This window comes from Nocardia sp. FBN12 (assembly GCF_050320175.1).
Lineage (GTDB): Bacteria > Actinomycetota > Actinomycetes > Mycobacteriales > Mycobacteriaceae > Nocardia.
In genome coordinates, this window is record NZ_CP190048.1 from 5,448,452 (window position 1) to 5,473,526 (window position 25,075).

General features: G+C 66.8%; 19 protein-coding genes. 4 read left to right on the plus strand and 15 right to left on the minus strand.

What is annotated here, in order from left to right; all coding sequences use genetic code 11:
• Positions 1–119: 119 nt before the first annotated feature.
• Both ACQHI0_RS25675 and ACQHI0_RS25680 read right to left on the minus strand, forming a co-directional pair.
• A complete protein-coding gene (locus tag ACQHI0_RS25675; RefSeq protein ID WP_427904349.1) occupies positions 120–1,295 on the minus strand; it encodes an AI-2E family transporter in 1,176 nt (391 codons plus the stop codon).
• A gap of 58 nt (positions 1,296–1,353) precedes the next feature.
• On the minus strand, positions 1,354–2,406 hold the full coding sequence (locus tag ACQHI0_RS25680; protein WP_427904350.1) for an NAD(P)-dependent alcohol dehydrogenase: 1,053 nt from the start codon (positions 2,404–2,406) through the stop codon (positions 1,354–1,356).
• A 156-nt stretch (positions 2,407–2,562) separates the two neighbouring features.
• Here ACQHI0_RS25680 and ACQHI0_RS25685 point away from each other — a divergent pair, with 156 nt between their 5' ends.
• Positions 2,563–3,633 (plus strand): S1C family serine protease, encoded by a 1,071-nt coding sequence (locus ACQHI0_RS25685; protein WP_427904351.1) that lies wholly within the window; start codon positions 2,563–2,565, stop codon positions 3,631–3,633.
• Between the two features lie 195 nt (positions 3,634–3,828).
• Here the strand turns inward: ACQHI0_RS25685 and ACQHI0_RS25690 are convergent, their stop codons facing one another.
• The 8 genes from ACQHI0_RS25690 to aceA form a co-directional block, all read right to left on the minus strand.
• Positions 3,829–6,927 carry an ATP-binding protein gene (locus ACQHI0_RS25690; RefSeq protein ID WP_427904352.1) on the minus strand — a complete coding sequence of 1,033 codons (3,099 nt, stop codon included), beginning with the start codon at positions 6,925–6,927 and terminating at the stop codon, positions 3,829–3,831.
• Positions 6,924–7,517, minus strand: a complete 594-nt coding sequence (locus ACQHI0_RS25695) for a hypothetical protein (protein WP_427904353.1) — start codon at positions 7,515–7,517, stop codon at positions 6,924–6,926. Before ACQHI0_RS25695 ends, ACQHI0_RS25690 begins: the two co-directional genes overlap by 4 nt.
• Positions 7,518–7,545: 28 nt before the next feature.
• Positions 7,546–8,598 (minus strand): hypothetical protein, encoded by a 1,053-nt coding sequence (locus ACQHI0_RS25700; protein WP_427904354.1) that lies wholly within the window; start codon positions 8,596–8,598, stop codon positions 7,546–7,548.
• A 6-nt stretch (positions 8,599–8,604) separates the two neighbouring features.
• On the minus strand, positions 8,605–9,105 hold the full coding sequence (locus ACQHI0_RS25705; RefSeq protein WP_427904355.1) for a DUF4365 domain-containing protein: 501 nt from the start codon (positions 9,103–9,105) through the stop codon (positions 8,605–8,607).
• A 218-nt stretch (positions 9,106–9,323) separates the two neighbouring features.
• Positions 9,324–9,752, minus strand: a complete 429-nt coding sequence (locus ACQHI0_RS25710) for a VOC family protein (protein ID WP_427904356.1) — start codon at positions 9,750–9,752, stop codon at positions 9,324–9,326.
• Between the two features lie 122 nt (positions 9,753–9,874).
• Positions 9,875–12,202 (minus strand): 5-methyltetrahydropteroyltriglutamate--homocysteine S-methyltransferase, encoded by a 2,328-nt coding sequence (gene metE / locus ACQHI0_RS25715; protein ID WP_427904357.1) that lies wholly within the window; start codon positions 12,200–12,202, stop codon positions 9,875–9,877.
• A 341-nt stretch (positions 12,203–12,543) separates the two neighbouring features.
• Positions 12,544–13,416, minus strand: a complete 873-nt coding sequence (locus ACQHI0_RS25720; RefSeq protein WP_427904358.1) for a 3-hydroxybutyryl-CoA dehydrogenase — start codon at positions 13,414–13,416, stop codon at positions 12,544–12,546.
• 241 nt (positions 13,417–13,657) lie between these two features.
• Complete coding sequence (gene aceA, locus ACQHI0_RS25725) at positions 13,658–14,947, minus strand: isocitrate lyase (protein WP_067450000.1); 1,290 nt, start codon at positions 14,945–14,947, stop codon at positions 13,658–13,660.
• 547 nt (positions 14,948–15,494) lie between these two features.
• Here aceA and ACQHI0_RS25730 point away from each other — a divergent pair.
• From ACQHI0_RS25730 to ACQHI0_RS25740, 3 genes are all read left to right on the plus strand, one after another.
• Positions 15,495–16,634 carry an alpha/beta hydrolase family protein gene (locus ACQHI0_RS25730; protein ID WP_427904359.1) on the plus strand — a complete coding sequence of 380 codons (1,140 nt, stop codon included), beginning with the start codon at positions 15,495–15,497 and terminating at the stop codon, positions 16,632–16,634.
• A 90-nt stretch (positions 16,635–16,724) separates the two neighbouring features.
• Positions 16,725–17,063 (plus strand): helix-turn-helix domain-containing protein, encoded by a 339-nt coding sequence (locus tag ACQHI0_RS25735; RefSeq protein ID WP_427904360.1) that lies wholly within the window; start codon positions 16,725–16,727, stop codon positions 17,061–17,063.
• Positions 17,064–17,260: 197 nt separating this feature from the next.
• Positions 17,261–17,548 (plus strand): hypothetical protein, encoded by a 288-nt coding sequence (locus ACQHI0_RS25740; protein WP_427904361.1) that lies wholly within the window; start codon positions 17,261–17,263, stop codon positions 17,546–17,548.
• A 49-nt stretch (positions 17,549–17,597) separates the two neighbouring features.
• Here the strand turns inward: ACQHI0_RS25740 and puuE are convergent, their stop codons facing one another.
• The 5 genes from puuE to ACQHI0_RS25765 all read right to left on the minus strand — a co-directional run bounded on the left by puuE (position 17,598) and on the right by ACQHI0_RS25765 (position 24,987).
• Positions 17,598–18,512, minus strand: a complete 915-nt coding sequence (gene puuE, locus ACQHI0_RS25745) for an allantoinase PuuE (protein ID WP_427904362.1) — start codon at positions 18,510–18,512, stop codon at positions 17,598–17,600.
• Positions 18,509–19,486 carry an allantoicase gene (gene alc / locus ACQHI0_RS25750; RefSeq protein WP_427904363.1) on the minus strand — a complete coding sequence of 326 codons (978 nt, stop codon included), beginning with the start codon at positions 19,484–19,486 and terminating at the stop codon, positions 18,509–18,511. The genes puuE and alc overlap by 4 nt, the downstream gene beginning before the upstream one ends.
• Positions 19,487–19,630: 144 nt before the next feature.
• Positions 19,631–20,854 carry a DUF6986 family protein gene (locus ACQHI0_RS25755; RefSeq protein WP_427904364.1) on the minus strand — a complete coding sequence of 408 codons (1,224 nt, stop codon included), beginning with the start codon at positions 20,852–20,854 and terminating at the stop codon, positions 19,631–19,633.
• The gene (locus tag ACQHI0_RS25760) at positions 20,851–24,018 is read right to left on the minus strand and encodes a molybdopterin-dependent oxidoreductase (RefSeq protein WP_427904365.1); all 3,168 of its coding nucleotides are present in this window, start codon (positions 24,016–24,018) and stop codon (positions 20,851–20,853) included. Before ACQHI0_RS25760 ends, ACQHI0_RS25755 begins: the two co-directional genes overlap by 4 nt.
• Positions 24,019–24,135: 117 nt before the next feature.
• A complete protein-coding gene (locus tag ACQHI0_RS25765) occupies positions 24,136–24,987 on the minus strand; it encodes an FAD binding domain-containing protein (RefSeq protein WP_427904366.1) in 852 nt (283 codons plus the stop codon).
• Between the last annotated feature and the right edge of the window lie 88 nt (positions 24,988–25,075).

The following is a 25,075-nucleotide window of genomic DNA, read 5'->3' on the forward strand; positions in this document are numbered from 1 at the left end:
GTCCGATGTCGCCACGGGGCATCTACGCCATCGTGGAACCGTGCGCACCGAAACCTTGCCCGCCGCGCAGGCCCGACCGACTCGACGAGGTGGTGCGCTTCTACGTCGCCATGAGTTGTCTATTCGTCGGTGGATGCGGCTTCGGGCTTCTTGCGCTTCTTTTTCTTCGGCGGTGGCGCGTCGGCCTCTTCGGTGACTTCGTAACGCCGCACATACGCGCCCGCGAAACCCTGCAGCGTGGCGGTGACCGGGATCGCGAGGAGCGCACCTGTCGGGCCGAGTAGTGCGGCGCCCGCGATCACCGCCCCGAAGGCCACCGCCGGGTGCATATCCAGGGTGGTCGCGGTGATGCGCGGCTGGAGGACGTAGTTCTCGAACTGCTGATAGGCGATGATGAACAGCAGGATCCACAGCGCGGTGATCGGGTCGTGCACCAGCGCCACCAGCACCGGCAGCGCACCCGCCATATAGGTGCCGACAGTCGGAATGAACTGCGAGACAACGCCGACCCACAACGCCAAGGCGAACGCCGATGGCACATCGAGCACCCGCAACGCGACGTAGTGCGCGACCGCCGAGCACAGCGCGAGCAACGCCCGCGAATAGATGTAGCCACCGGTCTTCTCGACCGCGATGTCCCAGGCCCGCAACACATGCTTCTGCTGTTTCGGCGGCAGCAACGAACACACCCAGGACCGGAAACGCGGACCGTCGGCGGCGAAGTAGAACGTGAACAGCAGCACCCCGAGCAGCTGGAACAGCGCGCCGATCGCGACAGTGCCGATGCCCCAGACGTTTCCAGCCAATCCGACCAGATACTTCTCGATCGTGGAACTCCACTCCGAGGCGTACTTGGTCAGATCATCGCCCGAAATATCTTGGTGGAAGGTCGAATTGACCCAGTCGACGAGATCCTGGACATAGTCGGGGGCGTTCTTCACCAGCATGGTCACCTGGTTGACGAGCAACGCGCCCAATGTCCACACGAACGCAACGATCAGTACCAGCACCACCAGGAACACCGCACCGGTGCCCGCCCCACGCCGAACACCGCGCGCCGCAAGCCAATTCACCGCGGGCTCGATCGCGAACGCCAGGAAGATCGATACCATCAGCACGGTCAGCAGACCCTGCATCTTGCCCAGCACCCAGAACGCCGTGATCAGCCCGGCTACCGCGAGCACCGCGTACAGCAGCGCGCGCGGCAGCCAGCGCGGCGGGGTTCGCACCGACCAGTAGGCGGGCAGGTCGGCGGACTGTGCGGCGGGTTCAGCGGATTCGTCCTCGGCAACCACGAATGTCACGCTACCCAGGACGCGCGCCCACAGCCCGTCGGCGCGCGTACCGCGAGAATCACACCGTGGCGGTGTCGATCACGAATCGATACTGGACGTCGCTGGCGACAACCCGGTCGTAGGCGGAGTCGATCTCGTCGGCGGAGATCAGTTCGATCTCCGCGCCGATCCCGTGCGCGGCGCAGAAGTTCAGCATCTCCTGGGTCTGGGCGAGGCCACCGATCATCGAACCGGCCAGCGACCGGCGGAAACCGGCGAGGTGGCGCCCGGTGACGCTCATCGGGTGCTCCGGCAGGCCCAGGATGACGAGCGTGCCGTCGAGGGCGAGCAGGCGCAGGTAGTTGTCGATCGGCAGGTCGGCCGAGACGGTGTTGATGATCAGGTCGAACTGGCCGCGCAGCTGGCGGAAGGTTTCCTTCTCGCTGGTGGCGTAGTAGTGGTCGGCCCCCATGCGCAGGCCGTCGTCGCGCTTGCGCAGCGACTGGCTCAGCACGGTGACCTCCGCGCCCAGCGCCGAGGCGATCTTCACACCGACGTGCCCCAGCCCGCCCATCCCGATGATCGCGACCTTCTTGCCCGGCCCCGCGTTCCAGTGCTTGAGCGGCGAATACAGCGTGATGCCCGCGCACAGCAGCGGCGCGGCGACATCGAGGCCGATGCCTTCTGGGATCGCGACGACGAAGCTCTCGTCGACCACGATCTGGGTGGAATAGCCGCCCATCGTGTACCCGCCGGGCTGCGCGGTTTCGGGCACCGGGGAGTTGTAGGTCCAGGTGGCGCCGCCGGTGCAGTACTGCTCCTCGCCCGCCAGACACGGCACGCACTTGCCGCAGGAGTTCACCAGGCAGCCGACGCCGACCCGGTCGCCCACCTGGTACTTGCGCACCGACGAGCCGACCGCGGCGACAATGCCCGCGATCTCGTGACCGGGCACGCACGGGTATTTCGCGCCACCCCACTCGTCGCGCGCGGTGTGGATATCGGAGTGGCAGATGCCGGCGTATTTGATGTCGATCAGCACATCGTCGGCACCGACCTCGCGACGTTCGATGGTGACCTTCTCGAAAGCCCCGTCGGGGGATGGCTTGGCGTAGGCGGCTGCGGTGCTCATGGCTACATGCCTACAGCCGCATGCGTGCTTTGCCAAGTCCGCGCACCGACGCCTGCGTCGCACAGGTCCCTGGAACGACCGCGTCCATTTCGAGACCAGCGGACGCGGAAAACGGGTGACAATGGATTGGTCGGCTCGCGAGAGAGGACATGTGCTGTGAAGCGTGTCGGACGAGTGCTGGTGACGATGGTGGTAGCGATGCTGGGGGTGTGCGCGTTTCTCGGGTATCGCGGGGAGTTCGCCCTGGTCGAGCCGGAATTCGTGGCGCAAGCACAGGCGCCCGTCCTGGTGCCGCTCGATCCCGCGCTCGTCGCCGGGCAGATGGAGTCGGTGCTGGTCAATATCGATGTCGACGCGGCCGGTTTCGGGATCGGGGCGGCCGGGTCGGGGATCGTGCTCACCGCCGACGGGCAGATTCTGACCAGCCATCACGTGATCAAAGGGGCCGAGGCGCTGAGCGTCACCGATATCGCCAACGGGTCCGTCTACGAGGCCACCGTCCTCGGCTACGACTCCGGCGCCGATATCGCGCTGCTGTCGTTGGGCGGCGCCGAGGATCTGCCGACCGCACGCCTCGGCACCTCCGCTGACCTGCGCATCAGCCAGGATGTGCTGGCCATCGGCGATGCGGGCGGTGACGGTGGCGAGCCGACCTCGGTCGCCGGCCCGATCACCGATCTGGACGCGACGATCGTCGCCATGAACTCCGCCGACCTCACCCGCAAAGCGCTCAACGGCATGGTGGAGATCGCCGCGCCCGTGATGGGCGGCCAGTCCGGCGGTGCACTGGCCGACGCGTCAGGGGCGGTCGTCGGGGTGATCACAGCGGCATCCGGCGATAACGCCAGGGCCGAAGGCCGACCGGCCAACGGCTACGCCGTCCCGATCGACACCGCCATGCGCATCGTCGCCCAGATCCGCTCGGGCACCCCCACCGATACTGTCCACATCGGCCCCACGGCCACCCTCGGCGTCCAGGTCATCGACGCCCGCCCCGCCGGCGCCCAGGTGAGCTGGGCCTTCTACGGCCAACCCGCCCGCGAAGCGGGCATCAACATCGGCGACGTGATCACCGCGGTCAACGGCACCTCGATCACCACCGCGAAGGCCCTGAGCGCGGCCATCAGCATCCGCAAACCCGCCGACCCCGTCCGCCTCGACGTCACCTCACCGAACGGCACCACCCGAACCGTCGACGTGGTGTTGGCCCGAGGAACCCCCAACTGACCGATTGACCCGGATCACTGACTCCGCGGCAGCGGATGCGCGGCGGCGAGTTCGTCGAGCACCGTCCGCGGGATCGCGGGATCGATCTCGCCGTGCACGGCGCCCGAGCCATGATCCGGCGCCCATGGCGGCAGATGGGCCCTGGGCGCCTCCCCCGGACTGTCGTCGACATGACTGGTGAATTCGAGGTGGTAGCTAGCTCTGGTCGCGCCTCGCGCGTTCGAGTACTTCGGCCTCAGTGGGCGGACTGGCCGGATGGTGGCTCAAGCACAGCGGGGTGGCGAGTTTGCGGAACGCTCGCCCTTCGGTGGCGCCGTAGAACTGGCCGGTCTTCAGGCGGCCGATATCGTCGACGTTTCCACCCCAGGTGGCGGCGATACTCTTGGCTGCCTGGATCTGGACCGCCGTGCCCAGCTTGCCGAAGAACTGTATCGCCGTGTTGCCGACCACCTTGTTGTCCAACCCTTTCGGCGCCTGCGTGGCATAGGCGATCCCCAGTCCGTACTTTCGTGCCTGCGCCGCGAGCATCAGCGTGCTCGCCGTGGCCGGAGTGCTCTTGCCCGACGGCGCGAGCATTTGCGCCTCGTCGAGCACAAGGAGCGCACCCAGTGGCCGGTCGCCCGCAGGATTTGTCTTGAAGTAGGTGAACAAGGCCACCTGTAGCTGACTGACGAAGGTGGCGCGCTGATCAGGGTCGGGCAGCCCGATGCAACTGACCACCGAGACTCGGGCCTTCTTGCCGGGCGCGGGCGTCAGCAGTGCGCCGGGATCGAGGGGTTCACCATCGCCACCGAACAGCGGGTCATTGATCATGGAAACCGTGAGCCCGTCCGACATCTCGGCCGCGATCCGCGCTGCGTTGCGCACGCGACTCACGCCGTCGGGCAGGTCGGCGAGCAGGGCGATCAGCCCCGGCAGTTTGGTCTCCCCCGACCGAGCGAAATGAGTGAGCGCCTCCAACAGGACCGCGCGCGCCTGCGCCGCCTTCGTCCGTGCGATGCCGGAACGCGCGAGCAGATCACCCGCGGCCACTTCCACGGCGGTCCGCAGTTCATCCGGGTCGTCGAGCACCGCGCCGAAGTCCGGAAGCGGATTGAGGATGAGGGGTCGGCCGACTTGGCGGCGTGGGGTCCACACCACCACATCGGTCTCGGCCAGGTACCGCTCGGCCTTCTCGGCATCGCCCGGCCGCCACGCCGACGGAACCTCCTGCCACGCATCGCCGAGCCTGGAAAGATCATTGTTGACATCGAGAACGATCACCGAAACTCCGTGCAGCGCGACCTCTTCCACCAGCCTCCGTAGCAGCACCGTCTTGCCGGAGCCGCTGCTGGCGAACAAGACGAGATGCTTCCGCAGCAATTCCAGCGGTATGACGAATTCACTCTGGTCGGTAAGCCCACGACCGAGTGTGATCGTCGATCCAGCGGATTCGACCACAGCGCGGGTTGCTGGTCCGATCTCGGAGTGACTGCCGCCGTCGGTCGCGTCCGAAGCTGGGTGCGCAGGGACCGATTCGGGCAGATCACTGAACACCCGGCGAAACAACTGAGTCTGTCCAGCAGGCGCGCGCTCCACCAGCCAACCGTCGAAGCCCGGCCTCGCCTCGGCCAGCATCTGCTGCAACGCGGTGAAGGTTCGGAGATCATCCTGCGAGATGGGCAGCGTGCTGCCATCCGCCGACGCCAGATCAGTCAGCATCGCAGCGGTTTTGGGGCCCTTCGAGAACGGGATATTGCGCAGGATGGTCAGGTGGCGGTTGCCCTCGGACTCTTCGATGCCGGATTCGATAACCGCCGAACGCATCCGGGACTGCACAGCCAGGTGATGGGTGTGCCCGATCGCCCGGAAGCTCCAGTGTTCTTGCTCTTCGAGAATCGGGTCGACCGTGCGAAGCAGGCGTGCGTGCAGTGCGCGGCCCGTAGCGGTCGCCGGGTCGATGCTCAGGTCGTCGCGATCACGTTGCTCGAGGACGAAGCACTGGAGGGCGGCCTTGAGCAGGGCGGCCATGACCTCGTCCTCGTTGGCCGGGTCCAACGGCATCGTGGAATCCGCGGCATCGCGCAATGCCGCGAAACGGCTGTCGAACCCAAGCAGATCCCCCTGCGGCACCGGCACATTCGCCTCAGCACCACCGCCGAGATCGGCGAAGTCGCCGAGTTCGCGAATCTCTCCCCGATCCAGGCAGTCGCGCACGTGCTCGGCGACGAGTTGCAGCAATCTGCGCGGGGTGTAGCTGGTCACCTCGGCGGCTTCGAAGGCGCCGACAGCGATCGGCCACGTCGGGTATGGCGGCGTGAAGTCGACCTCGTCGTACTGGACCGCCAGATGCCCCGCGACAACGGCTGCCGCTACCGGGGCGCCGGGTAGCGCAGTGGCCAAGAAGCGCTCGGTGAATCGGTCCGCGGATGAGGCCAACCCCTGTGCCTTCAGGTAATCCCAGGTGGTGGGAATACACGCGGCGATGATGATCGTGCGCACCGTCTCTTCGCGCAGCTTCATCAAGCTGTCCGCAAGGTTCGCCGCCTTCGCCCCGCCCCGGTTCGCCGAATCCGCCATCACGGCGTCGATCTGGTCGAGCGCGATCACCACCGGACCCGCCGCGCCGAACAATCGGATCAGATCCTGAAAGATCAACTGCGAATCGCGGTTTCCGCTGCGAAAGCCCCACTCCCTGGCGACCTCGGCGTCCAGGGGGTCACGCAGAATGAGGTAGCTGTCGCCCAGATCGCGCAAGGGTCCGCCGGCTCGGAACAGCACCAGTGCCCGCAGCGTGTCTTGGCATTGGTAAGCCAGCTGCGGTTCCGGACCAGCCAGATCGGTCAGAAACTGATCGATGTCTGTCGGCTTCGGCCGCATCGGCCCGGCGATCCGCGCGGTGCGTTCGCGATCGTAGCCTGCCCGCCCGGCGAGGAAGACCAGCAATCGGCGCAGCTGCCCGCCATCGGCGTCGATCAACCGGTTCATCACCCCGTGGACGGCCCCGTCCCAGAACGATTTTCCGTCGATCAGCTTCGGCATGAAGAAGAAGCCGCCCACCGCCGGGTCCTGGACGTACTGCCGTATCCAGCCGAGCAAATGGGTCTTCCCGACCCCGGGGTCGCCGTTGAGAATGAACCCGGTCGGCGACATCTCCGGCCGATCCTTCGCGAGACCGATCGCCCTGGCAAGCTCCGCCGACGCAGCGCGGTGCAGCTCCTCGACGTGATAGCTCTGCGGCCGCCAGATCGAATCCGGGCCGAGTGCGGTGCTGAACTGCACCCGCGCGAGCGCGCGATATTCCAGCTCGTTCACCGCACCGCCTCGACGGTCAGCAGATGACGAGGGGTACCGCCAAGCACGATCGCCGCCGCGTGATCGGCATCGGTCAATGTCTTGCGGTCGGCTTCCGCCCGTACGTGCACGCCGTCGCGATCGGCGAGCCGCGTCATCGCGTCCGAGAAGTCGGCAGGCGGGATGTGCGCCAACCTGTTACGCAGGTCGGCGAGCCGGATCTGATCCGGTTTGCCCTTGGTGAGCTCGGTGTATTTCCGGATGATCTGGCCCGCCACATCGGGCTCGAAGATATCGGTGAGTATTTGTCCTGAGGTCTCGAGATGCCGGTGCAGCCCGGCGAGCACCGCGTACAGGGCCCCGCCGTAGGACCCCGATTTCTCCGGACGTGGGCGGGTGAGCTCGGCAGTGCACCACTGGGCCCCCTGCTCGGTGAGCTCGTGCACGAGTGCGCGACCGACCTTCACGCTGTCGACCAGGCCCAGCTTGTTGAGCCGAAGTCGCGGTTTGCCGTCGAGCGTCACCCCGGCCACCGCGAACAATTCCGCGTTGGTGAGTTCGCGTGCCTCTGCCAACAGCGTCAGCAGCACAGCAAGTTCTCGTGGACTCATCTGATCCGACAAAGTTCGATCCGTTCTCTCACGATCCGTCGCCGTCGATGACGGTGAATCCGTTTTCGGAAATCTGTAGGTCACGTCTGCCGTCGAAGATTCCGGTGGCCCGGACCCTGCTTCGCGACCTGTGCGCCACCAGAGCTTTCACGTATTCCTCGGGTGTACGAAGGCGCACCGTCACACGTCGTTGCCTCCCGGTGCTGGTCGCGTCGACGAAGAGCACACCCCGCACAGTCGCCTTCGGTCCGCCGTCGTTGTCCACCCCGACCACGACCCCTTCGATCACGGCGGGCTGTTCGGCGCCGGGCACCGATTCGGTCGGTAGTGGCGATGACGCGATGGTGCCCACGTCGAGCAGCCGTGGCAGTCGGGCGATCTCGGTGCTGGAGAATTCGATGACGACACCCGGCCGTGGAACTTGACGTGACCAGTGGAAACTGAGCTCGAATCGCATCGGGTCGCGCTCTGCCGAGCCGAGCGCGCTGAACATCTCGACGGTGTCGGACCACATCTCGGCACCCATGCCGAACCCGCGACCGTCCGTGGCCTCCCGCATGGTCGCGGCGACGTCGAGCAACCGGACCGCCGCACGGCGACTGAGTCTCGAACCCGGCCCGGCGAGAACGAGATCGAACCCGAAGACATCCCGACGCGGCAGCAATATCGTGCTGTTGAGCAGTTCGGCAACGGCATGCTCACGCATGGTCGCGATCCTGATCTCACTGCCCGCCACCTGGTCCGCGCAGATGACGAGCAAGGACCGTAGCGCCGTCAACGCAGCGGTGCCCGCCTCGACCGAGACCTCGGTGGCGGCGTCGCCCGCGCGATACCCGACAATGTCGACGCCGCCGGAAACAATGTCACGCACAACGATTTCGGTGGATCGTTGCTCGGAGTCCGCGACACACCGCACCAGCGCCCGCATTCGTGCGCCGTAGTCGACGACCTCGCCGTCGGGCACCAGCACGTCGAACTCACCGTGTGACCAGACCTGGCCATTGCGCCACTGCGTCTGGGGCGTCCACCCTTGTGCCTGCAGGTACTCGATGACCTCATCGAGCCGGGGCGTCGCGACCATCGGGCACTACCGCGGCGATCCGGCGACGAGCGCGGCGAGAGCCTCGACGTCGAGCACATTGCTGACCGGAATCGATACCGACACCTTGCGTTTGGGATTGTCGACAGCGAATCGCGCCCGGTCACGCAGTGAGAGAAAGTATCCCGTGTGCCGAAGCATCAACCCGCCGGTGATCGAATCGGTGAACAGGTCAGCGATGGCGGGCACGTGAATGGCGAAAAGATAGCGTGGAACGGCGAAATCGGCGCCGGCGAGCTGATTGAACTGGGTATGGCTGAGCCCGCCGAAAATCAGCTGTCCCTGGCGGTACTTCGGACGCGACACGGTCTTGATCTGCACTTCGATCTGCGGAGAGTGCCCGTACTTCGTCCGCCCCGGTTGCTTGATGGTCAGGTCGACCCCGTCGACATCGAGGTCGTCCGTCGACCAGACGAGCCCGGCCGCGGAGGCGAGCACCCGAATGTAATCGTGCCCGAACTTCCCTTGGTGGTGATGCGAATCGAGCACCGCGCCCCTCCTGACCTGACGGTACCGCCGCGAACTGTAGTCGCTGCCGTCGAGATCCGCTGAGGTTCAGGCAATTTCATGTTTACCGCGCGCGATCTTGGGTAAGCCCGTCGCTGCGTGCGGAACTCACCGAAGCGCAGGCACACGCCCGCCGCGGCCGAGCTCACCGCAGGCGGCCAAGCCACGATCCGCGCCTGACAGCGGTACGCTCAGTGGGCTCAGGCGCCGAAATCGGGGATGGTGATCGAACCATCCGCGGCCAGTGGGAAACCCGGGTTGTGCGCTACCTCCCAGGGATAACCGTCCGGATCGAGGAAGACACCGGAGCGAAAGCCGAGGGGGTTGGTGGTCGCGGGCTTGGTGATCGTGGCGCCCGCTGCCTGCGCCGCCGCCAGCAGTTCCTCGACCTCGGCGTCGGACCGGACGTTGTGTGCCAGGGTGATCCCGCCGAATCCGGCGCCATCGTCGGGCAGACCGGAATCCGCGGCGAGCTTGTCCCGGCCCCACAACACCAGGCCGAGCCCACCCGCTTGAAAGAAGACCGTCTCCTCGATCTCCTGGCCACGCCAGCCGAGGGCTTCGTAGAAGGCGCGGGCGCGCGCCAGATCGGCGACACCCAGGGTGATCAGGCTGATTCGCTGTTCCATTCAGCCACGGTAGAGCCCGACCGGGCCGAACACGGCGATGTGGGGCGTGTCGTCGCGCTCACGCGTGCATATGGGCTCAACGAACAGGCGCACCGATTCCGGTGCGCCTGTTCGTTATTCAGTTATTCCGAGCCGGTCGCCGCTGCGGCTTGCGCGGCCAGCGCGCGCCTGCGCACCCGGCGAGCAGCGGCCACCATGTTGCGCAACGACGGCTCCAGCTGCCAGTAGTGGCGCGTCTTGAGTCCACCGTCGGGGTTGGCCCACAACCGTTGTGGCGTCACGGCATTCGCGGCCTGGGTGAGCAGCTCGTCGAATTCGTCGATGTCAGGGATGCGGGCCGAGCGGCTCTCGTACACGCCGGGGCCGACGCCGTGGGTGAGGCCGTGACCCGAGGACAGGTCCTCGGTGAGGGCTTCGATGACCCATTCGATCGAGCGGGTCGCCACGATCGCGGTGACGTCGGCGTCGAGCTGATCGATCGCGTCGACCACCTCGGTGCGGCCGGAATAGCCGATGTGCGTGTGGATCTGGGTGTCGGGGCGCACGCCGGAGGTGGCCAGCTTGAAGGCGCCGACCGCCCAGCGCAGGTACTCCTCGCGTCCGGCCGGACGGGCAGGGAGCAGCTCGCGGATGGCGGGTTCGTCCACCTGGATGATCGCGATGCCCGCCTTCTCCAGGTCCACCACTTCGTCCCGAATGGCAAGTGCCACTTGGTCGGCCGTCTCGTAGAGCGGCTGATCCTGGCGGACGAACGAGCGCGCCAGCATGGTGACCGGCCCGGTGACCATGCCCTTGACCGGCTTGTCGGTCAGCGACTGCGCGTAGGTGGTCCACTCCACCGACATCGGCGCCGGCCGCGCCACATCGCCGTAGACGATCGGCGGTCGCACACACCGGGACCCGTACACCTGCACCCAGCCGAAACGGGTGGTGGCGAAACCGTCGAGCTGCTCGGCGAAGAACTGGATCATGTCGTTGCGCTCGTGCTCACCGTGCACGAACACGTCGAGGCCGATGTCTTCCTGGAGCCGGATCGTGGCCTCGATCTCGGCCTCGACCTGCTTGCGGTAGTCGTCGTCGGACAGTCGCCCGGAAGCCACCTCGTGACGAGCCTGCCGGAGCTTGCCGCTCTGCGGGAACGAGCCCAAAGTGGTGGCGGGCACCAGCGGCAGGTTCAGCCGCTCCTGCTGCGCCGCCGCGCGCACGTCATAGGGCGCCCGTTCGCGCATCTCGGGCGTCACCGCGTACACCCGCTGACGCACCGCGTGCTTCTGCTTGAAATGCACCTCGGTCGGCCGCTTGCGCCAGTTCTCCGACGGCCCCTCGGTGAGCGCCTTGGCGAGCGAGACGACCTCGCCCACCTTCTGTTTCGCGAAGGCGAGCCGGTCGGCGACATTGCCCTCGATGTCGTACTCGGCGAGCACGTCGTAGGGCACGTGCAGCAGCGTGGTGCCGGTCGACACCACCAGATCCGGGCACACCTCGGCGATCGAGTTCAGGTAGTTCAGCGTGACGACCCGGTCGGCCCGCCACACATTCTGACCGCTGATCACACCGGCGTAGATCCGCTTACGCTTGATCCCCGGGATCGCCGCCAGTTCCTCTGGCTGCATCCGGTACGAGGCCAGATCGAGCCCGATCGCCTCGACATTGCTCGCGGCCAGAATCCGCAGCGCCTCACCGAAATCGCCGTACTGCCCGGTGACCAGGATGCGCGGACGCAGCGGCGCCTTCGCCAGCTGGTGGTAGGCCTTCTCGAACGCGGCCAGCTCGGCGGGCGTGCGCTCACCGGTGAAGCAGGGTTCGTCGAGCTGCACGCAGGTCGACCCGCGCTTGGCGAGGATCTCGAACAGCTCTTCGTAGAACGGCAGCAGCTGGTCGAGCAGAGTCAACGTGTCGAACTCGGCCTCGCCCGGCACATGCCCGGCCTTCGACAGCAGCAGCAGCGACACCGGTCCGAGGACCACCGGACGCAGCTCGATCCCGCGCTCGGCCGCCCGGTCCCACTCGTCGAGCAGGGCCTCGGGATGCAGCGAGAACGTGGTGTCGGCGTCGAGTTCGGGCTGGCGGTAGTGGTAGTTGGTGCCGAAGAAACGCACCAGCTCGAGCGGCGGGGTGTCCGGGTTGCCGCGCGCCATCAGGAAGTAGAAGTCGAGCGGGTCGAGCCCGTCGGCGAATTGCTTGAACCGCGACGGCACCGCACCGAACAGCAGCGCGTTGTCGAGGATGTGGTCGTAGAAGGAGAACGTGTTGCCCGGCACCTGCGAGAGTCCGGTCGCGGCCAGCTCGTTGAACTGACGCTCCTGGACATCGCGACCTACCGTGAGCAGTTCCTCACGTTCGAGCGATCCGCGCCAGTACGACTCGAGCGCACGCTTGAGCTCTCGGTGCGGACCGATCCTCGGGTATCCGAGAACGCTCGACCCGAATCCATCGGTGACATTGACCATGACCGCCGATACTCCCTTTCGATCACACGCTGCGCTCGAGACATAGCACCGGGCACGCGAGCGCGTCCGGCTACAGCAGCTTAAGCCGCAAGAACGCCCCCGCGCCGCTCCCCCCGCAAACCCCGAGCACCTGAGCGCCTCGTGTAAGTCTTTTTAGGGGGCCCGCCCTGATCTGGACTGACCGGAGGGTGCGACGAAGGAGTACCCGTAGGGAGGGAAGATCAGGGGCCCGAAGGGCCCCGCTCGAGCGCGCCAGCGCTCCAATAAACACAGCCACCAAACGACCCCGAGCGGGTGGTCCTGATGCGTCCCTACCGAACAACCCGAATAAAGGCCGTCCCCTACTTGCCGTACTGGTAGAACCCGGCTCCGGTCTTCTTACCGAGCAGCCCGGCTTCGACCATGCGCATCAACAGCGGCGGCGCGGAGTACAGCGGCTCCTTGAACTCGGAGTACATCGAGTCCGCGATCGACTTCACCGTGTCGAGGCCGACCAGGTCGGTCAGCGCCAGCGGGCCCATCGGGTGCGCACAGCCGAGCACCATCGCCTTGTCGACGTCGTCCTTGGTGGCGAAGCCCGACTCGACCATCCGGATCGCCGAGAGCAGATACGGCACCAGCAGCGCGTTGACGACGAAACCGGAGCGGTCGGCCGAGCGCACGATCTGCTTGCCGAGGATCTCGGCGGCGAACTGCTCGGCGCGCTTGGCGACCGGCTCGCTCGTCTTCAAGGTGGTGACCAGCTCGACCAGCGGCAGCACCGGCACCGGGTTGAAGAAGTGCAGACCGACCACCCGCTCGGGGTTCGCGGTGGCGACGGCGATCTTCATGATCGGGATCGAGGAGGTGTTGGAGGCGAGCACGGCGTTGGGGTCGGTGACGACCTTGTCCAGCTCGGCGAAGATGGCCGTCTTGACCTCTTCGTTCTCGACAACGGCCTCGACCACCAGCTGACGGTCGGCGAAGTCGCTGAGATCGGAGGTGAAGCGCAGCCGCCATGCGGCCTGCTCACGCTCGCGCTCAGTGATCTTGCCACTGCTCACGCCACGATCCAGCGAACGCAGGATGCGTGCGCGACCCGCAGCGGCGAGTTCACGGGTGGCCTCGTAGACGAGGACGTCGACGTGCGCGCGTGCGCACACCTCCGCGATGCCCGCGCCCATCTGTCCGGCGCCGATGATGCCAACGCGCTGAATCTTCTCGCTGCTGCTCACGTCCCGCTCCTGTATCTATTAGCGGCTGGCGCCGCGGATTTCGGCCCTGTAACCCCGCCTCTTCCCTCCCTCCGGGCACTCCTTCGTCGCACCCTCCGGTCAGTCCAGAGGCGGGGGCGGGCCGAAATCTTTCAGATTTCGGCCCACAGTATAGGGATGCCCTCCCCTGTCGGGGCTGATCGACAGGGGAGGGCGTACACCCCTACCTGCGTAGAGGAAATCCGTTGCTAGTCAAAGCAACTCAGTGGAACTGACCTTCTTCGGTGGAACCCTTCAGGGCAGCCGTCGAAGTGTTCGGGTCCACGGTGGTGGCGATGGTGTCGAAGTAGCCGGCACCGACCTCACGCTGGTGCTTGATGGCGGTGAAGCCACGCTCGGCAGCAGCCTTGAACTCGCGCTCCTGCAGGTCGACGAACGCGGTCATGCCCTCGCGAGCGTAGCCGTGCGCCAGGTCGAACATGCCGTAGTTGAGCGAGTGGAAGCCCGCCAGGGTGATGAACTGGAACTTGAAGCCCATCGCGCCGAGCTCACGCTGGAACTTCGCGATGGTCGCGTCGTCCAGGTGCGCCTTCCAGTTGAACGAAGGCGAGCAGTTGTAGGCCAGCAGCTGGTCCGGGAACTCGCTGCGAACCGACTCGGCGAACTTGCGCGCGACCTCGAGATCCGGGATACCGGTCTCCATCCAGATGAGGTCGGCGAAGGGGGCGTAGGCCTTGGCACGCGCGATGCAGGGCTCGATGCCGTTCTTCACACCGAAGAAGCCCTCGGCGGTACGGGTGCCGTCCAGGAACTCACGGTCGCGCTCGTCCACATCGGAGGTGATGAGGGTGGCGGCCTCGGCGTCGGTGCGGGCGATGATCACCGACGGCACGTCGGCGACATCAGCAGCGAGCCGGGCAGACGTAAGAGTGCGGATGTGCTGCTGGGTGGGGATCAGCACCTTGCCACCGAGGTGGCCGCACTTCTTCTCCGAAGCCAGCTGGTCTTCCCAGTGCACACCGGCGGCGCCGGCCACGATCATGGCCTTCTGCAGCTCGTAGGCGTTCAGGGCGCCACCGAAGCCGGCCTCGGCGTCGGCCACGATCGGGGCCAGCCAGTTCTTGACCGACTCGTCGCCCTCGACCTTGGAGATCTCGTCGGCGCGCGACAGGGCGTTGTTGATGCGACGCACGACCGCGGGAACCGAGTTCGCCGGGTACAGCGACTGGTCCGGGTAGGTGTGGCCGGACAGGTTGGCGTCACCGGCGACCTGCCAACCGGACAGGTAGATGGCCTTCAGGCCGGCGCGAACCTGCTGCACGGCCTGGTTGCCGGTGAGGGCGCCCAGCGAGTTGATGTAGTCCTCGTTGTTCACGAGGTCCCACAGGATCTCCGAACCGCGACGGGCGAGGGTGTGCTCCTCGACGACGTTGCCCTGCAGCTTGGAAACCTGCTCGGCGGAGTAGGTGCGGGTGAGGCCCTTCCAACGCGGGTTGGTGTCCCAATCCTGCTGGATTTCCGCTGCGGTCTTCGGGGTGCCGGGGAGAGACATCTCTTGACTCCACTTCCTCGTGTGGTCGGTGCTCCACGCAGTCGGCGTGCGAATCAACCGGCGGCTGAACGCTTTCGGTTGCACATCTCGTACTGCTGGAGCAATTTGCAGGCTTGCTAGGACTTACTAGGGCCCAAGGGGTGTACTTCCAAACAATGACACACCTGGAAATGGCCGTCTACCTGTTGGTTGTGTGAATCTCAGCTAGTTTTGCCGACGCGTTTGCTAACTTTGCGAAATTAGCGGGCTAATTGCAAGTACTCGCCCTACCGATGGGTAGGGCTGACCAGGAGTTTTAGCATAACGCTCGTACTGTTAGCGATCATGACCACCTCCCTCGTCGACACACCCGAGCCTCGCACTCTGTGAGGGCTCTCACACACCACGCCGGACACGATTGGTGTGCGTGTCGTCACTCGATTCGGTCACGGCGCGGGTATCGCCCCCTTCGCCCCCAGAAGTGGGTGCACAGCGTGGCATGCGCAACACTCATCCACTGAGACGACGGACGCTCGGAACCGGGCGCGCATCACGAAAGAGTGGGTCCATGAGAATTTCGAGGATCGCGGCGGTATCGCTGACCCTGTTGGCGGCGACCCTGAGCCTGGTTCCGGTGGCGAGCGCACAACCGACCACGGCGGGCACCCCCATCGGCGTCGAGTCACTGTCCGCCGCGGCGACCCTGCCCGGTTCGGCCCGCGCCGAGCGCCTGCTCTACCGCTCGACCACTGCGGGCGATCAGCCGACCACCACCAGCGCGGCCGTGTACTTCCCGGCCGGCGAGGCACCCGAGGGCGGCTGGCCGGTGATCGCGTGGGCGCACGGCACCGTCGGCCTCGGCGACGACTGTGCTTACAGCGTGGCCGGACCCGCCGCGGTCGAGCGGGACTGGGCCTATCTCGGTACCTGGCTGAAGCAGGGCTACGCGATCGTCGCCGCCGATTACGCGGGCCTCGGCGGACCCGGCGAACATCCCTACCTCAACGGCATCGCCGAAGCACACAACGTGGTCGACGCGGTGAAGGCCGCCACCGAGCAGTACTCGTCCCTGTCGAACAAGTGGGCCGTGGTCGGCCAGTCCCAGGGCGGCGGCGCCGCGGTGTTCACCGCCCGCTACGCCACCGAATTCGGCGGCCCCGCACTCGATTACCGAGGCGCGGTGTCCACCGGCGTCCCCGCCTACATCGAAGACGTGATCAGCCTCGCGGGCCCCGGCGTGCCCCCGGTCGCCCTGAGCTCGCACCTCACCGCCTACGTCCTCTACATCCTCAGCGGCCTGCGCACCACCTACCCCGACCTCGACATCGACGGCCTGCTCACCGACACCGGCCGCACCTGGCTGGCCCGCTCCCAAACCGCCTGCATCGGCCCCCTCGGCGACGACCTGGCCGCTGAAAAGCCCTCCATCGGCAGCCTTTTCGCCCGCCCCCTCGCCTCCCTCCCCAACGCGCACGCCCTCCTCTCCCACTACATGGGCCTGCCCGAATCCGGCTTCGACCGCCCCCTCTTCCTCGGCCAAGGCCTCCTCGACACCGACGTGGTAACCCCCGAAACCCTCCGCTACTTCGCAGTCCTGAAAGCCACCAACCAACCCGCCACCCCCCACACCTACCCCACCGACCACGACGGCACCGTCAACGCCTCCCTAGTCGACTCCCTCCCCTTCGTCAGCGCACTGTTCGCCTGACAAAGACAGGGTTGCGCCCCATAACATATTCATTATATTTGCAATATGTCGAGCTTTGGCGGCGCAGCGAGGACGGGAAGGAGAAGCGCGATGACGAACCCAGCCGATGACATGAAGTGGCCGTCCTATGACGGTGTCGAGCAGTTGCTTACCGAACTCGATTTGAATGACGAGGATCTGGACCGCGCGAATCAGATCACCGAGGACCATGTACGAGCGTGGCACCTTGCTCAAGTTCGCACCGACCAAGACCGGTCACAGACCGAACTGGCGGCAGCGATGGGAGTAAGCCAGCCGCGAGTCAGCGCACTCGAACGCGGCGAACTCGACGTCGTGACACTCTCGACCCTTCGCGCCTACGTCCGTGCCTTAGGCGGGAAATTGAACATCATCGCCGACTTCGGCGACCGCGAATACCGCCTGTCCTGAACAACGATGCTTACGGCGAGAAGCACGGCTGCGAACACGCGGACCAAGTGTTGGCCGAGGACGCAAATCGGGGTTCGGTGCGGGGAAGCGGCAGGGATGGTTACGGCACCTCCGACGTGGCGCGTTACCCGCAATTCAGAGCCTTGCCGTGAGATCGATAGAGCCACATCATCTTCCGCCCCAGTACAGTCGCGTGCGTGAGAATTGTCAGATCCGCCGTACTGGCCGCTTTTGTGTTGCTGCTCGCGCCTGCGTTCGCGCACGCCGACCCGCCGCCGATCTTCACCCAGGAAGAGCAGTGCGACACCACGCGTGCGCTGGTCGACAACGTCCGCGCGAGCAAGCCCGACGCGACGCCGGAGGAGATCGCTGACGTGTTCGTCACCTACATGGACTCGATGGGCGCGTACAACCGCGTTCCCCAGGCCAAGGAATCGGATCGCCAGGTCACGCTGACCAATATCGAACGGTGCGGCTTGGCCTAGGGGTTGAGCGGACGTCGACCCCGTGGGTAGCGGGGTCGACGTTTCGCCGTCAGTTGCCGAGCAGGCCCGCCGGGTGGACTTTGCGCCAGTGTTCGGCGATGTCGATGCGGCGGGTTATCCACACCTTGTCGTGGGATTGGACGTGGTCGAGGAAGCGTTCGAGGCCGACGGTGCGGGCGGGGCGGCCCGCTATTCGGCAGTGCAGGCCGATGGAGAGCATTTTGGGGGCGCCTTCGGAGCCTTCTCGGTAGAGGAGGTCGAAGGCGTCGCGCAGGTGGGCGTAGAACTCGTCGCCGTTGGCGAAGCCCGCGGGGGACGCGAAGCGCATGTCGTTGGTGTCGAGGGTGTAGGGGACGACCAGGTGGTTGTGGCCGTTGACCTCGGTCCAGTAGGGCAGGTCGTCGGCGTAGGAGTCGGAGTCGTAGGCGAAACCGCCGTGTTCGACGACCAATTCGCGGGTGCGGGGTGAGTCGCGGCCGGTGTACCAGCCCAGCGGCGCCGCACCGGTGAGTTCGGTGAGGATGCGCACGGCCTCGGCCATGTCGGCGCGTTCGACATCGGCGTCGACGAGTTGGTAGGACTGCCACCGCAGGCCGTGACTGGCGATCTCGTAGCCGAGTTCCGAAAATGCCGCTACCGCTTCGGGATTGCGCTCCATGGCGCGCGCGACCGCGAACACGGTGAGCGGCAGACCACGCCGTTCGAAGGCGCGCAGCACCCGCCACAGCCCGGCGCGGGAACCGTACTCGTAGAGCGATTCCATGCTCATGTGCCGGTTCGGGAAGGCCTCGGCGGGCGTCATCTCGGAGAGGAAGGTCTCCGAGTGCGCCGAACCGTCGAGGACGTTGTTCTCCCCGCCCTCTTCGTAATTCAGCACGAACTGCACCGCGATGCGCGCACCGCCGGGCCATTGCGGGTCGGGCGGCGTCGGGCCGTACCCGACGAAATCACGTGCTCCTGTCACGCGCTCAACTCCCCGTAGAGGCGCAGCCGGGCGAGGCCGCCGTCGGGATAGATATCCAGGCGCACCTCCACGACCGAAGCGGCCGCAGGCTGGAGCGCGAACCGGTGGCGGGTGTCGGGCAGCAGGTCGGTGCGGGGCAGGAGTTCGACTTCTGTTCCGTCACTGGTGAATCCGGTGAGCGAGGCCGAGCCGGGGCTGTTACCGAGGAAACAGGAGGTGTCGATCTCGGCCAGGCGAATCGCACCGGGGCCCGCGAGTTTGATTCGCACCCAGTCGTTTCCGTCGTCGCGGCGGCGCGCGGTCTCCCAGCCGTCGCCCATTTCCCTGGCCAGACCGGGATAGAGCAGCTGGTTGGGTGAGCTGTAGAACCGATTGGAGCAGTCGAGCACGAGGGCCCCGTTCTCCAGCGCGGCGAGGTCGAGCGGGCCGAGGCCGAGCACCGCGGTGTCGGGGCGACCTTCGCCGTGCACCCGAAGACGGGCAACGCCACCATCGGGATGCATGGTGAGTTTCACATGGGTCCAGCGGTTTTCGTCGTCCACGACGAAGGGATTGCGGCTGTCACCGCCCACCTTCACACGGTCGAGCAGGGTCACCCAGTCGGTGCGGGCGGCGATTTCCTCGGCAGGCGGGTAGCCCTCGATCGCGAGCGCCGACAGCGACACCTCGGGCGGATAGTTGCCCTTGAACCAGGCGGTGTCCACCACGACACCACGGATCACGCCGGGTACACCGAGCCGGACAACGGCCGAATCGTCACCGGGCTTGCCGCGATGCCTGCGGGTCTCCCAGCCGTCGTAGACCTGCCCCTTGTGGCCGAACGTCGCCGGCTGATATTCCGACGGACCCGGGCTGACCAGGTTCTCCTTCTCCGCGAAGAATTCGTCGTTCGCCCAGATCACCGAACCGCCGAGGGTGCGGACGGCCAGATCCGGGAGCAGGGTGAAATCGTCGGTGCCGTTGGATCGGCTCACGGGTGCCTCCTGAGTCGGGTGCCCGCGACCGAAGCCGGGCGGGGCACCTCGTCTGAAAATATTGCGCCGGGTGCGCGACACTGCGCTCTCATCGACTGTGCGGCGCCTCCTCCGACATTACCGGTATACCGCTATGTGGGTGCTTCACGTCGGGCGTACTCGCCGAGCGGCGAGGTCGAGCAGAACGTCGCTGGTCAGGCCCGGTGCGGTCGCGAGAAGCTCAGCCTCGGTGTAGGCACCTGCCCGCAGGCCGCGCAGCACGGTGCTCGCCAAGGCTTCGGCGGTCGCCGGCTCGTCCAGCACGCCCCCGCCGCGCCGTTCCAGATAGGCGGTCAGCCGAGGCACCGCCACCTGGGACGCGCTGCGGAAGAAGTCGTAAGTGGCAAGCCAGCGGGTGATCAGGTGGCCGGGGTGCATGTCCCAGCCCTGGTAGTAGCCACGGCGCAGGGCACGCTCGACCAGCCGATGATGGTTGGCCATCGCACCTTCTGGATCGGCATCCGGCACGATCTGGGTCGAACCGTCACAGATCCACACGCCCGTCTGCGCGGCGGCGACCTGCATCACCGACTTGGCGAAGTCGGCGGCGGGATGGTCGAGGGCCTGATCGGTGGCCGCGATACCGCAGGCGGCGGTGTAGTCGTAGGTGCCGAAATGCAGTGCGCTGCAGCGTCCGTCGGCCAGGTGAATCATCTTCGCGATCGGTGCGGTGCCGTCGGGCGCGATGATCGCCTGCGGGCTCTCGATCTGCAGTTCGAAACGCAGGGAACGTTCCGGCAGGCCGTGGCCGCGCTCGAGTCCGGTGCACAGGTCGACGATCGCAGGCACCTGCTCCGCGGCACGGATTTTCGGCACGGTGAACACGAAGCCGGGCAGCGCGCCACCCGCGCCGTCTAGGACCAATTCGAGGGTCCGCAGCGCGCGGCGACGTTCGTTCGCGGCCAGTCCCTTGGTTCTCACGCCGAATGATGCTGGCGCACCCGGCTTTTCGGCCCACGCCGCCAGCGCCTCGCCCGCCACCTTCGCCGCCGCGTCCTCTTCCTCGTCAGTACGGAAACCGTAACCGTCTTCGAAGTCGATGCGCATGTCCTGCACCGGCTGATCGGTGAGTTGGCGGCGGACGGCCTGCAGCGAATCGGTGACGTCGAGGCCGACGAGGAAGTCGGCGTGCCGATGCAGCAGCTCCAACGCGGCGGCGCCCCACTCGGCGGGGGTCTGCGCGGACGCGCGATCGGCCGGGACGTAGGCGGTGTGCACGGGTTGCACCCGGTCGCCCGCGCCGGGGTAGCGCACGCGTAGGTCGGCGTCGACGGAGTCGAGAACAGCATCGATTCGGGCCCGAATGTGTTCGGGGATACGGGTACTCACCCGGCGGTTCCTTCCTGGATGGCACGCCACACACGGTCGGCGGTCATCGGTAATCGGTCCGGCCGGACACCGATGGCGTCGCGGACCGCGTTCGCCAAGGCCGGGGCCACCGGGTTGTACGGGGACTCACTCATCGATTTGGCACCCAGCGGGCCCAGTTCGTCACTGGTTTCGGCGAAATAGACCTCGGTGCGTGGCAGATCGGCGAACTGCGGGACGTGATAGTGGCGCAGCGTCCTGGTGGTCACCACACCATTGTCCGAACGCATGTCCTCGTAGAGCGCGGTGCCGATCGCCTGGGCCACACCGCCTTCCACCTGGCCGCGCAGCTGCACCGGGTTGAGCACCGTGCCCGCGTCGGCGACCTGGATCGACTGCAGGATCCGCACCACGCCGGTCGACGGCTGGACCGCCACCCGGAACGCGTGCACATTGAAACTCACCGAGCGCGGCGTGCCCGCGTGGGTGCCGTGGGCGATGAGGTCGCCGTCGGCCAGCAGCTGCGCGGCGGTGATCAGCTCGTCGCCGCAGCGCACGCCGCCCGCTTCGAGTAGGCAGTCGCGCTCTGGATGACCGCTCACTTTCGCCGCCCTGGCCAGCAGCATCGCGTGCAGTTCGAGCGCCGCCGCGTAGGAAGCCTTGCCCGCGACCATGGTGCCGGTGGAGCCGAACGCGCCCGTGTCGTGGCCGACGACGTCGGTGTCGGACTGCCGGACGACGATCCGCTCGGCGGCGGTGGCCAGTGCCGTTGCCGCTAACTGGGCATGGACCGTGGTGGTGCCGTTACCGAATTCCGCTGTGCCGACGCCGATTTCGTAGCGTCCGTCACGTAGCAAGCTCGCCGTGGCATCGGCATGATGGCCGCGCGGCGGGACGGTCGCGATCATCGCCACAGCCATTCCCTCACCCACCTGCCAGTCCGGACCGGGTGCGGCGACACCGTTGCCGCGGCGCAGTGCCCGCTGGGCGGTGTCGAGGCATTGGTCGAGGCCGTAGCTGCCGAAAGTCAGGTCGGACTCGTCGATTTCGGCGCCGGTGAACCGGTCGCCCGGGATCACCACATTGCGGCGGCGGAACTCGAAGGGGTCCATGCCGAGTTCGCGGGCGAGTTCGTCGATCGCCGACTCGACGCCGAAGATCACCTGGCCGAGCCCGTAACCACGGAACGCGCCGGACGGAATGTTGTTGGTGTACACCGCTTGTGCGTCGACCCGCTTGTTCGGGCAGCGGTAGACGGCCACCGATTCGCCGACCGAATGGAACATCACGCCTGCACTGTGGTTGCCGTAGGCGCCCGCGTCGGCGAGGACGTCCACCGAGAGGGCGGTCAGGATGCCCGCCGCGTCGGCTGCGGCGGTGACCGCGACGCGCATCGGGTGACGGCAAGTGGCGGAGGTGAATTCATCTGTGCGGGTGAACTCGTATTGCACGGGGTGCCCGGTGCGCAGGACGGCCAGTGCGATCAGGTCCTCGGCCAGCATCTCCTGCTTCGCACCGAACCCGCCGCCGACGCGAGCCGCGAACACCCGCACGCGATCTCGATCCAGCCCGAATACGTGACAGAGTTCGTCGCGCACCAGGAAGGGCACCTGCGTGCTCGACCGGACGACGAGCCTGCCCGCGTCGTCGAGCCAGCCGATCCCACCGTGGGTTTCCAGGTGCACGTGCTGCACGCGAGGCGAATTCCAGACGCCGCTCACCACCTTCGCGGCCGCTGCGACCCCCGCCTCGAAATCGCCCACGCCACCGTGGATCTCGGCGATCAGATTGCGCTGGGCATCGGCGATCCGTGCCGAGTCCGGCTTGTCGGCATGCAGTCGCGGTGCGCCGTCGGCCAAGGCGGCCTCGGGGTCGAATACCGCGGACAGTACCTCGTACTCGACTCGAAGCGCACGCACTCCGGCACGTGCGGCGGCCAAGGTATCCCCCACTACCGCGGCCACACGCTGCCCCACGAATCGGACCGTTCGATCGAGCACGAAGGTGTCGTCGGGATCGTCCTCGCGCAGTTCGTGGCGCGCCGTGGAGAACGCGGTTCGCGGTCCATCCACATGTGTCAACACCACCCGCACACCCGGAACAGCCTGCGCCGCGGCCACATCGATGGACACGATCCGCGCGTGCGCGTGCGGACTGGCCGACACGGCAAGATGCCAGGGTGCCACCGGCGGCATCCGGTCCCCGGCCCCCGGCACCACATCCATCGTGAACGCCTCCCCACCCCGCACAATCCGTGCCCCAGCGGGCGCCGCAACCCCGTCGCCGATCTGCCCCGCCCGATACTTCCGCCGCATCACGCCACCGACCCGCGCTTGCGCCCCCAACACGGCAGATACCGCGACCGCGGGCCCCTCCTCGGCCGACACCGTGGTGACCTCACCAGCCAACCGACCCGGGTGGCCGTGTGTCACATAGGACTCGACAGCAGGTCCCGCCGCACCGAACGACTCATCGGATCGCGCCACCTCATCGTTTCCCGGCCGGACGTCTCCCCGAGCGGACTGAGCGTCATCGGTGTGCGAAGAAGCCGGCGGAGGTTCAGTGCCCGGCTGCTTCGCGACTTTTTCGGTAACGCCGCGCGTGACTGACGAACTATCGTCGGATCGGTCGGCGGTCACCTCGCCGAACCCGGACGCCGCCTGCGCGACACAGGTCTGCGGCGACAAGTCGGCCTCGTCATCTGTGCACAGTGCTGCACAGGGTGTGGACAAAGAGTCGGCGATAGCGCGATAACCCGTGCAGCGGCACAGGTTTCCCTTCAGCAGTTCGGCGCGTTCGGCATCGGCGACTGCCTGAGCAGGCAAGTTGTCCACAGCTGTGTCGGGCCGGGCGGCGGCCAGACCCGATGCTGTCACCACCATTCCGGCGGTGCAGAAACCGCATTGAAAGCCGGCGTTCTCGACGAAGCCGCGCTGCACCGGGTTCGGGGCGCCCGGATCGCCGAGGCCCGCGGCGGTCGTCACCGCGCGGTCGGCGGCGCGGTGGGCCGGGATCAGGCAGGAGTGGACGGGTTCGCCGTCGAGCAGTACCGAGCAGGCACCGCAGTCGCCGGAGTCGCAGCCCTTCTTGACCGCGAGCTCGCCGTGTTCGCGCAGCAGCGTGCGCAGGCACTGGCCGGGGCGCGCGGTCACCTCGACCGCGCGGCCGTCGATATCGAGTCTCATGAACCACCTCCTTGTGCCGTGGTCAGCACGATTCGGCCGCGCAGGCCGCCTTCGGCCGGTCGGATGTGTGCGTCGGCGGCAACACCTGGATCGGGTGCTCGCCGGAACCCGCTGAACTCACGACGCCTCCCTGAGTTCGGCGGCGACCTCGGCCGCCAGCAGCCCGGTCACGTGCTGACGCCAGTCCGGCGCGCCGTGCGGGTCGTCGAACCACACGTCGGCATCCAGTTCGGCCAGTGCGTCGGTGAGATCCAATTGCGATGGGACGGCATCGAAGTCGAGGACGATCGGGCGAACGGTGGCGGCGGTGATGGTGATCGCGCACCGTTCGCCGACATCGCGCCTGCCCATCACCACCGATCCAGAACGACCGAGTGGGGCCAAAGCGATCTTGCGAAAGCTGGTGTGCGCCAGCAGACTCGAGGTGGGGACCAGGAACGAGCGCACGACCGCGCCCGTGGCCAGCAAGTTCTCGCCCGGCCCGGTGACGAAGTCACGCAAAGCTATTCGACGTTCGCCGCCGCCGCGTGGCCAGATCACCGCCGTCGCGTCCAAGGCGACGAGCGCGCCGAGTACCGCACCGGCGGGCAGTGACAGACAGACATTCCCGCCGACGGTGGCCGTGCGCCAGATCTTGTGCGAGGCGAGCAGGGCGCGGCAGGACTGGGCGAACAGCGTCGTGCCCGGCCACTCCGGTCGCAACATCGGGGTACCGAGTTCACGGCCCGGCCTCGCACCGGCGAATTCCGCGAGGGTGCAGGTCGCGGCGATCTCCAGACCCTGCGCGGACGCGGTCAACGGTGTCCAGCCGAGGGTGGTGATGTCGACCAGCCGGTCGAGGTGATCGTGTGGTTCGGAGAACAGGAAGGTGCCGCCCGCCAGCACCGCGCTCCCCGCTCCGACCTGCGCCAGATCGGCGCGTTCGCGGGCGAGGACAACCTCGGAAACAGTATCCAGATCCACGTTCACCTCGCTAACCTCACCGGCCACAGTAGGGGCCGGGAGTTGCCACGATGTTGCACGAAACCCGCGCCAGATTGCGCCGCGGTTAACCCGG